14 protein-coding genes are annotated in these 14,020 nt (G+C 43.6%); all 14 read left to right on the top strand.

The features are described from left to right. Positions 1-109: 109 nt before the first annotated feature. Complete coding sequence (locus ACE6ED_RS28020) at positions 110-328, top strand: hypothetical protein (RefSeq protein WP_410830748.1); 219 nt, start codon at positions 110-112, stop codon at positions 326-328. Between the two features lie 68 nt (positions 329-396). After that, on the top strand, positions 397-1,179 hold the full coding sequence (locus ACE6ED_RS28015; RefSeq protein ID WP_410830747.1) for a tyrosine-protein phosphatase: 783 nt from the start codon (positions 397-399) through the stop codon (positions 1,177-1,179). A 139-nt stretch (positions 1,180-1,318) separates the two neighbouring features. Then, positions 1,319-3,340, top strand: a complete 2,022-nt coding sequence (locus ACE6ED_RS28010; RefSeq protein WP_410830746.1) for an S-layer homology domain-containing protein — start codon at positions 1,319-1,321, stop codon at positions 3,338-3,340. Positions 3,341-3,504: 164 nt separating this feature from the next. Next, a complete protein-coding gene (locus tag ACE6ED_RS28005; protein WP_410830745.1) occupies positions 3,505-4,281 on the top strand; it encodes a YveK family protein in 777 nt (258 codons plus the stop codon). Then, entirely contained in the window at positions 4,262-4,948 is a 687-nt protein-coding gene (locus ACE6ED_RS28000; RefSeq protein ID WP_410830744.1) for a CpsD/CapB family tyrosine-protein kinase, read from the top strand. Before ACE6ED_RS28005 ends, ACE6ED_RS28000 begins: the two co-directional genes overlap by 20 nt. 38 nt (positions 4,949-4,986) lie before the next feature. Further along, positions 4,987-6,819, top strand: a complete 1,833-nt coding sequence (locus tag ACE6ED_RS27995) for a polysaccharide biosynthesis protein (RefSeq protein ID WP_410830743.1) — start codon at positions 4,987-4,989, stop codon at positions 6,817-6,819. Positions 6,820-6,883: 64 nt separating this feature from the next. Next, a complete protein-coding gene (locus ACE6ED_RS27990) occupies positions 6,884-7,690 on the top strand; it encodes a hypothetical protein (protein WP_410830742.1) in 807 nt (268 codons plus the stop codon). Next, positions 7,687-8,721: a copper amine oxidase N-terminal domain-containing protein gene (locus ACE6ED_RS27985; protein WP_410830741.1), complete on the top strand. Its 1,035-nt coding sequence runs from the start codon at positions 7,687-7,689 to the stop codon at positions 8,719-8,721. Before ACE6ED_RS27990 ends, ACE6ED_RS27985 begins: the two co-directional genes overlap by 4 nt. Before the next feature lie 74 nt (positions 8,722-8,795). Then, positions 8,796-9,401, top strand: coding sequence for a sugar transferase (locus tag ACE6ED_RS27980; protein ID WP_410830740.1), 606 nt, complete (start codon positions 8,796-8,798; stop codon positions 9,399-9,401). Positions 9,402-9,415: 14 nt separating this feature from the next. After that, positions 9,416-10,054: an acetyltransferase gene (locus ACE6ED_RS27975; RefSeq protein ID WP_410830739.1), complete on the top strand. Its 639-nt coding sequence runs from the start codon at positions 9,416-9,418 to the stop codon at positions 10,052-10,054. A gap of 47 nt (positions 10,055-10,101) precedes the next feature. Continuing rightward, complete coding sequence (locus ACE6ED_RS27970) at positions 10,102-11,190, top strand: DegT/DnrJ/EryC1/StrS family aminotransferase (RefSeq protein WP_410830738.1); 1,089 nt, start codon at positions 10,102-10,104, stop codon at positions 11,188-11,190. An 8-nt stretch (positions 11,191-11,198) separates the two neighbouring features. Then, entirely contained in the window at positions 11,199-12,314 is a 1,116-nt protein-coding gene (locus ACE6ED_RS27965; RefSeq protein ID WP_410830737.1) for a glycosyltransferase family 4 protein, read from the top strand. Next, positions 12,311-13,507 (top strand): glycosyltransferase, encoded by a 1,197-nt coding sequence (locus ACE6ED_RS27960; protein WP_410830736.1) that lies wholly within the window; start codon positions 12,311-12,313, stop codon positions 13,505-13,507. The genes ACE6ED_RS27965 and ACE6ED_RS27960 overlap by 4 nt, the downstream gene beginning before the upstream one ends. 78 nt (positions 13,508-13,585) lie before the next feature. Beyond that, positions 13,586-14,020, top strand: a 435-nt coding sequence (locus ACE6ED_RS27955; RefSeq protein ID WP_410830735.1) for an EpsG family protein, incomplete at its 3' end; no start/stop codon positions are given.

The raw sequence follows: 14,020 nt of genomic DNA, 5'->3' as shown, positions 1-14,020 counted from the left end.
CAATGATTTGGAGTGTGTAAACGTCGAATTGTGCCGGACGTGGGGGGACGACGGGAACAAGGGGAACGCTGAAAAAACTGAAAAGCGCGAAACACCGGAACCACCGGAAATGAACGGAACGACAGAAACGACAGAAACGACAGAAACGACAGAAACGACAGAAACGACAGAAACGACAGAAACGACAGAAACGACAGAAACGACAGAAACGACAGAAACGACAGAACCAGGAACACTTGGAAGAAACGAAATGCTGAAATATTACGGGGGCTATGTAATCCTCGGATCGACAAAATCTCCACGATTAATGGTTAGGTTTGAGTCTTAAAGCCTGGTAAATTACGTTAATTGCAATTTTTTATTCATAATTACGAAGAAAGGACCGATACATACCTTATGATTGATATCCATTGTCACATTCTGCCCTTCATGGACGACGGAGCGGCCGACTGGGAGTCGGCGTTGTCAATGGCCGCCGATGCGTTGGCTGATGGTATACATACTGTTGTGGCGACTCCGCATCATGCTAACGGCCAATATTTGAATCCTGCAGCCGATATCATAAACGCGGTTGAAACTTTTAAACGGAAGCTGGAAGAGAACAGCTGTCCGCTGCGCGTGTTAACCGGGCAGGAAATCCGGGTGAACAGCGGTCTTCTGGATGAACTGGAACAGGGAATGCTGCTTCCGCTTGCCGAATCCCGTTATATTTTGTTGGAGATGCCTTCTTCAAGAGTGCCAAGCAGTATGGCGGAGGTCTGCCACGAACTGGTCATTCAGGGATATGTGCCGGTTATTGCGCACCCGGAACGCAATGCGGAGGTAGCCGAACGTCCGGACAAGCTGGCGCGGCTGATTGAACTGGGAGCGCTAGGACAATTGACGGCCCAAAGTGTGGCGGGAATATTTGGGGGGAAGCTGCAGAAGCTGTCGCTGGATTTGTGCCGACGCGGCTTAATCCATGTGGTAGCATCCGATGCGCATGATAGTTTGCGGCGTCCATTTGGGCTTAGCGAAGCTTTTCGTGTGGTTGAAAAGGAGCTTGGAGCAGCAGCTGGAGAATTTTTCCGAGGAAATGCAGAACTTTTGACGGAAAACCGCGTATTAACAACGGGAACCTTTCCACAAGAATCCACCAAACGTCAAAAAATGTTCAGATTCTTGTCTCGTAAGCGTTGACCTTCCTTTTAATAGAATGGTAGAATGGTTCTTACTGGGTGGCTTCTACATTATTCCCATTTATTTGGCAGGTAATGGAGGTCATGGACACAGGATTCAACGCAGCAACAAATTACATAACAGAAGAGGTGGAAGAACAGTGACATTGAAGAAAAAAATCGCTGTATCTACGCTGGCGGTCAGTATGACGGCAGCATCCCTGGCAGGCATCCCGCTTAGCGGCAAAGGCCTGGCAGAGAAATTGGGAATCGTGAGTGTGGCTTCGGCTGCTGTAAGCAGCAGCGACATTCAGACCAAAATCAACAATGTATACAGCAAGCTGAATCAAAAAGACGTAGAAAACTTGTTCAAATTTAAGAACAAAGTCACGACGGCTGTATACAGCACTTATTTTGAAGACATCATCTCCCCGATTAAAGTGAATCTGGGCCTTAACAAAGCTGACACCGAGACTGCATACTCTCTGTTCAAGAGCGTAACCAGTGTAGTTTATGACGTATACGGTGGAAACTACGACGAAGTTAGAAAAATCCGCACGAATGAGCAGTATATCGACCTTGTTAAGCGTCTTGGCGCCAAGGGCGGCGTAGAGAATTTGACAATGAATGATGTCAAAGAATTTATGTTTGGTGCAAACGGTCTGGAAACAGAACTGCGCAGCATTCTGAACAGCAAGTCCGATGCTGAACTGGTTGAACTGCTGCAGAATTCCGCCGCGAGAGACCAACTGTTCGAGACGACTTTCCAAAATCTTCTTAACAAGAGAGAGGGAGCACAAGCTCTCCGTGTAAGCCAAGCCGTATACGGACTCGGAATCACTGCAAGCCAATTGAAAGAAGTGGCTGTTAAGTTCAACAGCTATGTTCCGGAATCCAGAGACGCAGCCCTGTCCTTGGTGAAAGCTTACCTGCTTGCATACCCTCGCAACACTGGCGGCGGTGACGGCGGAAGCGGCGGCGGTGGCGGCGGCGGTACAGTCGTAACGACTCCAGCCAACCCGATTGTTAGCGCTGACGGCGTCCTGGACGTTTCCAAACTGGTTGTTATCACTGGCGACAAAGCGGTTCTGAGAATTTCCGACGCTACCGTACTGGCTGCAATGGACAAGCTGATCGCTGACGCAAAAGCGGCTAACAAAGATCTGAAGAACCTGACGCTGACACTGAACCTCGGAACAGTAAATGCGAAGACGATCGAAGTACCGCTGTCCAAAGCGATCATCGAGGCTGCCAAAGCAAAAGGCATCAAAAATATCGCAATCGCATTTAACGGCGTAACTGTTACCCTGCCGGTTGCCAATTTCGACGGAGCGGTAACGCTGACTACTTCGGTAGTTGACGATTCCACTGTAACGAAGCTGACAACCAACAAACTGGCTTCTTCCGTTTACGACTTCACCATCACTGTTGACGGCAAAGCGGTAACAACTTTCAAAGAGCCTGTAACGCTGCGTCTGCCGCTGAAGAATACGACGGGTCTGGACAAAGAACTGCTGTCCGTAGCTAAAGTCGTTTACGGCGCGCTGCAATACCAAGGCGGAGTACTGGACGGCGAGTTCATCGTTGAGCCGCGCGACACGTTCTCATCCTACGCTGTTGTAGAGAACAAAGTCTCCTTCTCTGACACGGCCAAAGTAGAAGCATGGGCTGGACGCCAGATCCAAGTGGTTGCCGCTAAAGGCGCGATCGAAGGCGTAGGCCAAGGCAAGTTTGCACCGAAAAACAATGTAACTCGTGCCGAGTTCGCTAAAATGCTCGTTCGCGCGCTGAACCTGGAAAGCAGCACGGCAAAACAAAGCTTTGCCGACGTTAGCTCTTCCGCTTGGTACGCTCCGTATGTAGCTGTGGCTGCTGAAAAAGGCATCATCAACGGCCGCGGCGCTAACCGCTTCGAGCCTAACGCAACGATCACTCGTGCTGAAATGGCAACGATGATCTCCCGCGCTCTGCAAGCTGTTAACAAAACAACAGCTGCGGTTGATGTTGCATCGCTGAGCAAGTTTGCCGATGCTGGTAAGATCAACCCAACGCTGAGAGACGGCGTAGCCTTTGCTGCAACGAACAACCTGGTTATCGGTAATGGCGGCAAGTTCTTCCCGAACAACACGGCTAACCGTGCCGAAGCTGCGGTTATCATCTACCGCACAATGAACCTGAAATAAGAAAGCAAGTACAGTTGGAGCCTCCTCTCATGCAGGTGAGAGGAGGCCTTTTTAAGGAATGAAACGGCAGCACTCCTAAGAACTCTTAGAACTGCTAGGACTTAAGGAATACTAAACAATGCGCTAGTGAAGAAAACGAAGAAAGAGCTTGGAGGGAATTTTACGTGTCATCACAAGAATTGGATCTTCGCGACTATTTCCGCATTGTGCGGAAAAGACTCTGGCTGATCGTCAGTATCGTGATCGTTGCCTGTGCGGCTGCTGGTGTCTATAGTCTTTATATTAAAGACCCGGTATATGAGGCTTCTACCAAAATCATCGTTAATCAGACCCCAACGCAAACATCGATCAATCAGCTCGATCTGAACCAAATCAATACGAATATCCAGTTGATTAACACGTATAAGGAAATCATCAAAACTCCGGCTATCCTTGAACTCGTGAGCAATCAATATCCGGACTTCAACCTGACGACGGAAGAGCTCATGAAAAAAGTAAATGTTAGCTCCGTAAATAACACGCAAGTGATGACACTTGTCGTTCGAGATAATTCCTACCAAAGAGCCGCAGAAATTGTCAACGCTATTTCCCAAGTGTTCAAACAGGAAATACCTTCTTTGTTCAATGTGCAGAACGTGTCTATTTTGAATGAAGCCAAGCTGGATCCGCCGACGGCCCCTGCTCCGGTAGAGCCTAATGTGGTGCTGAATTTGGCCATTGCTTTTGTAGTATCGCTCATGGTCGGACTAGGAATCGCCTTCATGCTGGAGTACATGGACGATACGATCAAGACGGAAGCGGATATTGAGCAGTATCTTGGCCTTCCTACCCTGGCGATGATTACAAGACTGGGACAGGAAGAAGCGAAACAGAGCACACTGCCTTCCACCGCACAACCGAGAAAGGCGGGTGAACTGGAACATGTCACAGCCGCAAAATAACAAACGTCACCTAATTACCGTTACAAATCCGCGATCCCCTGTTTCCGAAGCATTTCGAGCGCTGCGGACGAATATTGATTTTTCTTCTGTCGATGAGCAAATTCAGGTCCTCATGGTGACCTCTTCCGGTCCGGAAGAAGGCAAGTCTACCGTCACTGCGAACCTTGCAGCGGCATATGCCCAATCGGACAAAAAAGTCGTTCTGATTGATGCGGACCTGCGCAAGCCCACCGGCCACAGAACCTTTTCTTTGAGCAATCGCTACGGCTTGTCCTCGTTGCTGTCCCAGCAGGCGGAAATGAGCAATGTGATTCAAGAATCGGGAGTGCCCAATCTGTCCGTAATTACTTCGGGACCGATCCCGCCGAACCCGGCAGAGATGCTGGCATCGAACCGGATGAGCCATGTGCTGCAGGAACTGCGGCAACAGTTTGATATTATTTTGGTGGATACGCCACCGCTGCTGGCTGTCACCGATGCTCAGCTTATGGCATCAAAAAGCGATGGAGTTATTATGGTCGTCAGCTATGGTAAAGTCAAACGCGATATTGCCGCCAAGGCCAAAGGTAATTTGGACCGGGTCGGCGCGAAGATGCTGGGGGTAGTACTGAACAACGTGAAACGCAAGGCAAGTGAGGGGTACTACTACTATTATTACGGGAACTGACCGATAGAGAAAATTGTTATTTTTCGGAGGCACTGAAAATGACAGTGAAAAAAAGAGTGGCTATACTGTTCCTGACCGACCTTGCGATTATTTGGTTTAGCATCACGACTTCCTACTTGTTTCGCTTTGACGGCAGCATTCCTGATAGCTATATGATACAAATGCTCCGCTTCGGTCTAATCTGCATGTTTGCCTATGGGGCGACGATGGTGTATTTCGGACTGTACCGGAGAATGTGGCAGTATGCAAGCATCAATGAGATTATCGCCATTGCCAAAGCTGTAGGTGTAGGCGCGCTTATTAGCTATGGATTGTCCCTTTTACTGCTAGCAAATCGAGTCCCCTTTAGTGTTGAGATTCGGATTGTAGAGACGGTTTTAATTCTAGTTGGAGGCGTACGCTTTTTCTGGCGGGTCTTCCGGATAGAGCGCTTTACGCCTCAGGATGAACAAACGAACACGCTGATTGTGGGGGCGGGGGACTGCGGCATTTTAATTGCCAAGGAGATGATGGGGCCCTCGTTTTCGCACACCCGGCTAGTCGGGTTTGTGGACGACAATGAAAACAAATACCACATGTCCATTTTGGGGATTTCGGTGCTTGGTAACCGGAAGGATATTCCCCGGCTGGTACTTGAACATCATGTGCATGAAATCATTATTGCAATGCCGTCAGTTTCCAGAGATAAAATTTCGGAAATTGTAGGGATCGCGAAGACTACAGGCGTTAAGCTGCGCATTATTCCGAACTTTAATGACCTCATTAAAGGGAAGGTATCTGTTAAAAAGCTGCGCGACGTCAGTGTAGAAGACTTGCTGGGACGCGAGCCGGTAGTCAGTGATTTGAACGGGATTTTAAATTATGTGCATAACAAAACTGTCCTCGTTACCGGTGCCGGAGGATCCATTGGTTCCGAACTCTGCCGCCAGATCAGCGGATTTGCGCCGGACAAGCTGCTGCTGCTCGGCCATGGCGAAAACAGCATTTACACCATTGAAATGGAGCTTAGGTCCAAGTTCCCGGATGTAACATTGGTGACGTTGATCGCCGATATTCAAGACCGTACGCGGATGATGGACATCTTCCGGGAGTTTCGTCCACAGGTGGTCTTTCATGCGGCAGCACACAAACATGTTCCCTTAATGGAACGAAATCCTTCTGAAGCCATCAAAAATAATGTGTTTGGTACAAGAAATGTAGCGGATGCCGCCCATCTGCACCGGGCTGAGCGGTTTGTCATGATCTCTTCAGACAAAGCGGTGAATCCGACCAGTGTCATGGGCGCGACAAAACGGATTGCAGAGATGTATGTACAAAGCCTGGATTCAGTCAGTCAAACGAAGTTCTCGGCGGTACGGTTCGGCAACGTGCTGGGCAGCCGGGGAAGCGTTATTCCACGCTTCAAACAGCAAATTTTGGACGGAGGCCCGGTTACGGTTACCCATCCTGAGATGGTTCGTTATTTCATGACCATTCCGGAAGCCGTACAGCTTGTGATCCAATCCGGTTCGTTTGCAAATGGCGGTGAGATTTTCGTGCTCGATATGGGCAAACCGGTGAAGATCGTTACGCTGGCGGAAGATCTTATTACGCTGTCCGGATATGAACCTTACAAAGAGATCCCCATCGAGTTCACAGGTGTCCGGGAAGGCGAAAAGCTGTATGAAGAACTGCTGACAGCCGAAGAAAATCTGGGTGCTACACTGCATGACCGTATCTTTATTGGCAAGCCCGCTGAAGTGACTCAGCACCAGATGGAACTTGAGTTCAAGCGGCTGGAGCGTGTTCTGATGGATGACGCTAATTCGATCCGGGAAGTCATTAATCAGATCGTGCCGATGCAGCCGGCTGCTTCTGTGGCAATAAGTTAAACATCGTCAGAAAACCCGTGATCGTTAATAGGTCCTAATTCCTGGTGAGAAGGTGTAAAGTGCAATGTTTAACAAAAGATGGAAAAAGGTGTTGGCTTGGTGCGTAGCAGTTGTTCTGCTACTAGGGATCGGCGGTTTGTTCGCAGCCAACTATGCGGTCGATAAACTGATGACTTCCATGGCGGACAGCATTGATCTGGAAAGCGATGACCTGCTGGGCAGCGGTCAAGGCGATGTAGTAGCAGCCGAGCCATCGGCGGATAATGGTTCTACACCAGTAGCCGCAGAGCCACAACCTTCGGCAGTGCCGGCAGGCAACGGTAGTGTACCATCTGTGCAACAACCTTCGGGCACTGAGGGAGACAACAGTAAAGCGGACAACACTGCCAAGACCGATAAGGGTAACATGGGCAATACGGCGGCAGCTAACCCGGCAGGAGACCAAACTTCTAAAGCCCAATCAGGTACAGCCGGGCAAGCACCCGAACAACAAACCTCGTCAGATAAGCAGAGCAATCAATCAACACAAGCAACTACTCCTCCTAAGAAAGAGGATGCGAAAGCATATTCAGCTCAAGTCTCGACGGACAAAGCCAAACATATTAAAGAGAACGTGACGGTTGGAGATAAGGCAAACGTAGCTTCCATTGTTCTGGGACAACTCAGTATGTCGGATATCAAACGACTGCAGGAACTGGCCAGTGGCGGATTAACTGTAGAAGAGAAACGTGAAGCTAGAAAAATCATTCTGGATAAAGTGTCACCTGAACAATATAACGAGCTATCAGAAATCGCTAAGAAATATGGCGTGAGTCAAGGCAAGACATACGATCAGGTTCAGAAGGAAGAGCAAGGGAGTGAACAGCAATGATGAAGTATATCAGATATCCCGCAGCGCTGTTATGGCTTGCACTGTTGATTAGCATCACGCCGGTAATGGCAGCCGCAGGACCAGCACCGATTAAAGTCACCAGCGTGGATGCCAAAATTGTATTTGACGGTCAAACCATTCAGCCTCCGGCAGGACAGCATGTGTTCATCATTAAAAATACAACGTACGTGCCGCTCCGTTTCATTTCCTATGCGCTGAACAAAAGCGTTGTTTGGGACAACAAATCCAAAAAAGTAGCGGTATCGGATCCTGGCAGCGTGGAAAAAGTCACGATAAAAGACTATCTGGCTAACGCGGTAAGCCGTGCAAACTCTGGCAAGGCGGATGAAGTGATCACTTACCTGACTGAGTCCAAAGTGACCTATACATTTGATGGATCAGCAAAATCTGTGCCAAGCGGATTGACCAGCTATATGCTTGACGGCACACTTTATGTACCATTACGTTTCTTGTCCGAATCAGTAGGAATTGAAATCGGCTGGAACCAGAAGACCAAGACAATTACTGGTACCTCGGGTAACTCTGAATCTACCCCGATAACTTCACCGGCACCAACAGCAACACCTGCGGCGACATCCGCTGCAACAAGCACTGTTCCTGTTAGCTCCCCAAGCGCTTCACCAAAAGCTACACCGGCTCCAAGCGCTTCACCAGCTGCAGGAGGAAACGGCGGTACTGGAGGAACTGGTGGAGGTCAATCGAGTAAGGTGTCTTATGAGCAGATTACCGGCGAAGCTGAGTCTAAGCTTAATGCTCTTAGAGGAGAAGCGGTTTCCACGCTTTTTGGACTTTATAGTGAATATACGAGTACCACAGATGCAGCAGCAAAAGAAAAACTAAAAGCCCAAGGTAAAGCAAAATTAAGTCAATTCACCGCGTCGTTTGAGAGTATAGTAGCTGACGCGGAGGCTAAACTTAAAGCAAATGGTCATAGTACATCAATTATTAGTCAATATCGGAGTGAATTTAACTCGCAAATTCAAGCAGGTATGGGTGTACTGGGTAATTGACTGTTGTGAATAGGCGGGAGAGAATCCCGCCTTTCTTTATTAGTTCGTGGAGGGACAATTCTATGCGGCCGTATATGATATTTAAAAGAACCGCTGATCTAGTAGTAGCTTGCTTGTTGCTTGTTTTTTGTTCCCCTATCATGTTGGGGGCGGCTATAGCAATAAAATTTGGTTCTAAAGGACCTATGCTCTTTAAGCAAAAGCGCCCTGGCAGATATGGTAAAGTATTTACTGTATATAAGTTTCGAACCATGTCCTTAGAAACTAATGAACAAGGTGAACTATTTCCTGATATTGAAAGGATTACGAAAATCGGATCTTTTCTCAGAAAAACAAGTATTGATGAATTACCACAACTGATTAATATTATAAAAGGCGAAATGAGTTTTGTTGGTCCTCGGCCATTGTTGGTCCAGTACATGGCTTACTATACTCCCGAGCAAAACAGGAGACACGAAGTGACACCGGGGATCTCAGGTTGGGCTCAAGTAAACGGAAGGAATGCAATAAGCTGGGAAGAGAAGTTTCGATATGATGTTTGGTATGTAGATAATATTAGTTTTGCTCTGGATTTAAAAATTGTTATGAGAACTTTGAAAAATGTTTTGATTAGAGATGGAATTAACAGTTCTAATAATGAGACAATGCCCTTATTTAATGGGGATTCAATTCAAGGATAAAATGGGGGATAGGGTTGTCTAATTTGCTAATATTGGGTGCCGGTGGACATGGAAAAGTAGTTGCTGACATAGCGGCTTCTACAAACTTGTGGGATAACATCGCCTTTCTGGATAGCAATCCAATTGCCACAAGTGGATTAGATCACCCCATTCTAGGTCCTTTTGATGACTATGGAAAATTTATAGATAAATATAAATATGCTTTTGTAGCGATTGGTAATAATCGAAGAAGAATAATATGGTTAAACTACCTTGAGGAAGCAGGATATAAATTACCAGTGATCATTCACCCATTTAGCTCTGTAAGTAAATACAGCATAATTAATCGAGGAAGCGTTATTATGCCCGGAGCCATAGTAAATGCTGATGTAAAGGTAGGAAGAGGAGCGATTCTCAACACATCTTGTTCCGTAGATCATGACTGTATTTTAGGTATAGGAGTGCACATTTCTCCAGGGGCACGTTTAAGCGGGACCGTGGGAGTTGGGGATTACACCTGGGTAGGTGTAGGCTCAAATATCTCAAATAATATTAGTATAGGTTCTGATGTGCTAGTAGCTGCAGGTTCAACTGTAATAAAAAGTGTTCCAAGTAATGTAATGGTCGCGGGTACTCCTGCAAAAATAAAAAAAACTTTCGGAGATGAAAAATGATGCCAGACCGGATTTATCTATCGCCCCCACACATGAGTGGAAACGAAATGAAGTACATACAAGAAGCATTCGATACAAATTGGATTGCTCCATTAGGTACAAATGTTGATATGTTTGAGAAAGAGTTGTGCGAATATGTTGGTGTCGACTATGGGCTGGCTTTATCCTCAGGTACGTCCGGTATTCATTTGGCCTTGAAATACTTTGGGGTAGGCCCAGGGGATTATGTTTTTTGTTCAGATCTCACCTTTGCAGGAAGCTGTAATCCCATTCTATATGAACATGCTACCCCAATATTTATCGATTCCGAACCAGAAACTTGGAATATGTCACCAATTGCATTAGAAGAGGCTTTTGAATGGGCAGTTCGTGAAAATAAAATGCCTAAAGCTATAATTATTGTTGATCTTTACGGACAAAGTGCTGATTATGATAAACTGCTACCAATCTGCAACCGGTATGGTGTTCCGGTAATTGAGGATGCTGCGGAGGCGTTAGGTGCTACTTATAAAGGGAGAAAATGTGGAACATTTGGCGATGTGGCCGTTTTTTCCTTCAATGGTAACAAAATAATTACTACCTCAGGTGGAGGGATGGTTGTATCCAATAATAAAGATGCAATCAATAAAATGCGTTTTTGGTCTACACAGTCCAGAGAAGTTGCCCGTCATTATGAGCATAAGGAAATTGGCTATAATTATCGAATGTCCAATATTTGTGCGGGAATAGGTAGGGGACAACTTGAATGTTTAAATGCACGTATCGAAAGTAAGAATCAAGTGTACTCTTTTTATAAAAAAAGTTTTGAAACATTGCCTATTGAGTTAATGCCAATTCTTGCGGATGGTTCACCTAATTACTGGCTAAGCGTAATAACTGTTAATGAAGGGTACTCGATTACACCTGAACATATTATTGATTCATTAGAGAAAAATAATATTGAAGCTCGACCGGTATGGAAACCGATGCATGCTCAGGAGCTATTTTCTAATAGTATAGTGTTTAATCACCATAAACTGCTACACGGCAATGTTGGACTGGAACTGTTTTCAAAAGGGGTTTGTTTACCTTCAGGATCATCTTTGCGATCTAGCGATATTGAACATATCGTACAAATTGTCAAGCAAATATTTTAGGAGAAAAGATGAAAAGAAAAGTATTGTTTTGTGCTACTGTTGACTATCATATAAAAGCTTTCCATTTACCCTATCTAGAGTGGTTTCAAGATCAAGGATGGGAAGTTCACGTTGTTGCAAATGGGGATATAAATATAAAGCATTGTGACAAGAAGTTTAATATACCAATTTCCAGATCCCCCTTGGGGAAAAGTAACATTAAGGCGTATAAAGAGCTGGTAAAAATAGTAGATGAAAATAACTACTCTATTATACACTGTCACACTCCTATGGGGGGGGTGCTTGCTCGCTTAGCTGCTCGAAGATCGAGGAAAACGATTGGAACAAAAGTATTTTATACAGCGCATGGGTTTCATTTCTTTAAAGGGGCACCCTTAATAAATTGGTTAATGTATTTTCCTATTGAACTTATTTTTTCAAAATATACCGATGTTTTAATAACTATTAATAATGAAGATTATTTAAGAGCGAAATCATATTTTAAATCAAAAAAAGTAATGTATGTACCTGGGGTCGGAATAGATACAGGTAAATTTAAAAACGTTGAAATAGAGAAAGAAAATGTACTGAAGAAATTAGGCGTTCAAAACAAAAAGTTACTGCTTCTCTCTGTTGGAGAGTTGAATGCTAATAAGAATCATGAAGTGGTACTAAAAGCGCTAAAGTTATTAAATGATTCTGAGATTCATTATGTTATATGCGGTGAAGGTAGGTTGAAAGATTATTTAGTTGCTTTAATAAAAGAGTTGGGTTTGCAAGAACAAGTTCATTTATTGGGTTTTAGAAAGGATATCCCTGATATTTGTTTGATTTCAGATATATTTATTTTCCCCTCTAAGAGAGAGGGATTAGGGCTTGCAGCATTAGAAGCTATGGCTGCTGGATTGCCGATTGTCACTTCTAATGTTCATGGAATAGTAGACTATTCAATTAATGGTATTACAGGATATTCAACTAATCCTAAGAATGTTGAAGGATTTGCTAATGCTATAAAGCTACTAGCAACTGATAGCAAATTAAGAAATGAAATGGGGCACAATAATAAAGAAAGAGTTGAAAAGTATTCTCTTGAAAATGTTTTAAATGAAATGAAGACACTTTATAAGGATGTTATAAATAAATGACGAATAAAGAGAACATGGAAAATAAAAAATATGTGATCTATATTGGAACTGTGTTCTTGCCTGATAAAAATGCTGCTGCACAACGGGCCATGATGATATGTAACTCTTACAAGGATATTGGTAAAATACCAATAATTATAGGAGTAAATAATGATAAAGAAGGAACAGATTTGTTATCTAGCTATTGCGAATATAATGGAATCTCAACATATTCTACGAAATATCCTAATACAAACTCTGGTTGGTTGAGACGATTTTACGAAATTAGTTCAATTGTAAAAATAATTGAGCAATACGGAGTCAATAATATACATTCATTGATAATCATGGATTATATGGCCCTAGCCTTGTGGAGACTAATGAAATATTGTTCTAAACGAAAAATTAGAGTTGTTGTTGATACAGTAGACTGGTTTAGCAAATCGTTATATGCATTTCCTAAAAATATTATTAAAGATATTGATACTTTAATAAGAATGAAATATCTTCATAAAAAAGCAAAATATATGGTTACTATATCAGAGTATCTTTTTAATTATTACAAGGATGCTGTCCCGAGGATACGCTTGATTCCAGCTACGATTAATATAAGAGATGAGAAATGGGCGAGTGTTAAGAAATATGCAGGAAATGAGATTAAGACATTTGGTTATGCTGGAGATCCAGGTAAGAAGTTTGAAAAAGAAAGATTAGATTGGATGATTAAGGTAATATCCGAATTGAATCAAGAAGGGAAAAAATGCAGGCTGAAAATTGCAGGGGTTAATAAAGATGATTTGCTAGAGAATTTCACGGATTTGTTAAGTCTTCCTTTTGTTAATAGTAATGTCGAATTTTTAGGTAGAATCCCCCATACTGAATCATTAGATATGATTGCATCTTGTGATTTTAGTGTCATTATTCGAGAAAATATATTGTTGAATAAAGCTGGGTTTCCTACTAAGCTAAGCGAAAGTTTTGGATGTGGAACTCCAGTTATAGCAACTCCATCAGGTGATGTAGGAAAGTATATCAACAATGAGTTTAATGGCTTCTTAACGACTGACTTCACTTATGCATCCCTTAAAGAGTTGACAAGACAAGTAATAGATATTGAGGAAAATGTGATATTTACTATGCACGATAAAACGATGCAGGAAAACCCTTTGAAGTATCAAAACTATACTGATAGTATACTTCAGTTAGTCGAGTAGTCGAAGTCTCTTTTTAGTAATGCCGTTCTCGATTTTTTATGTAAAATGAGTATTTAAAGGGAGAAGAAATGATTTGAAATGATAATTTACTACACGGTTCTTGCAATTTTAGTTTATTTAGTAGTACTGCAACGGCTAAGAGTACCTATAAGTCAAAGACAGTATATTATAATCTCATCGATCTTACTTTTTTCAGTTGTAGCATTTAGGGATGTATCCGTTGGTTCTGATACAGCTACGTATAAACAGTTGTATATGATTTCTGGAGACTATATCCAGGCCTATAGGACGATTATTCCCAGTATAAGTTCTGAATTTTTATTTTTTTTAACGGCAAATGCGATTAAAATTCTTGGCGCTGATTATCGGATTTATTTATTTATAGTTTCATTATTTATAATATCTTCGATTTCTTTATTTTTTAAAAGGTATTCTTATTCGCCATTTATTAGTTATTGGTTATATATCACTTTAGGCCTTCTCGGACTTTCTATGTCAGGTCTTAGACAGATA

The sequence above is a fragment of the Paenibacillus nanchangensis genome, assembly GCF_046543445.1.
Classification (GTDB): Bacteria; Bacillota; Bacilli; order Paenibacillales; family Paenibacillaceae; genus Paenibacillus_AQ; species Paenibacillus_AQ nanchangensis.
This window is presented reverse-complemented; position numbering and strand designations above follow the sequence as displayed.

Excerpts from the sequence above, each read along its gene's own strand:
- ACE6ED_RS27990 (WP_410830742.1), top strand. The coding sequence starts at position 6,884 with ATGTTTAACAAAAGATGGAAAAAGGTGTTGGCTTGGTGCGTAGCAGTT.
- ACE6ED_RS27960 (WP_410830736.1), top strand. The coding sequence starts at position 12,311 with ATGACGAATAAAGAGAACATGGAAAATAAAAAATATGTGATCTATATT.
- ACE6ED_RS28020 (WP_410830748.1), top strand. The coding sequence starts at position 110 with ATGAACGGAACGACAGAAACGACAGAAACGACAGAAACGACAGAAACG.
- ACE6ED_RS28000 (WP_410830744.1), top strand. The coding sequence starts at position 4,262 with ATGTCACAGCCGCAAAATAACAAACGTCACCTAATTACCGTTACAAAT.
- ACE6ED_RS27965 (WP_410830737.1), top strand. The coding sequence starts at position 11,199 with ATGAAAAGAAAAGTATTGTTTTGTGCTACTGTTGACTATCATATAAAA.
- ACE6ED_RS28015 (WP_410830747.1), top strand. The coding sequence starts at position 397 with ATGATTGATATCCATTGTCACATTCTGCCCTTCATGGACGACGGAGCG.
- ACE6ED_RS27985 (WP_410830741.1), top strand. The coding sequence starts at position 7,687 with ATGATGAAGTATATCAGATATCCCGCAGCGCTGTTATGGCTTGCACTG.
- ACE6ED_RS27970 (WP_410830738.1), top strand. The coding sequence starts at position 10,102 with ATGAAGTACATACAAGAAGCATTCGATACAAATTGGATTGCTCCATTA.
- ACE6ED_RS27980 (WP_410830740.1), top strand. The coding sequence starts at position 8,796 with ATGATATTTAAAAGAACCGCTGATCTAGTAGTAGCTTGCTTGTTGCTT.
- ACE6ED_RS27995 (WP_410830743.1), top strand. The coding sequence starts at position 4,987 with ATGACAGTGAAAAAAAGAGTGGCTATACTGTTCCTGACCGACCTTGCG.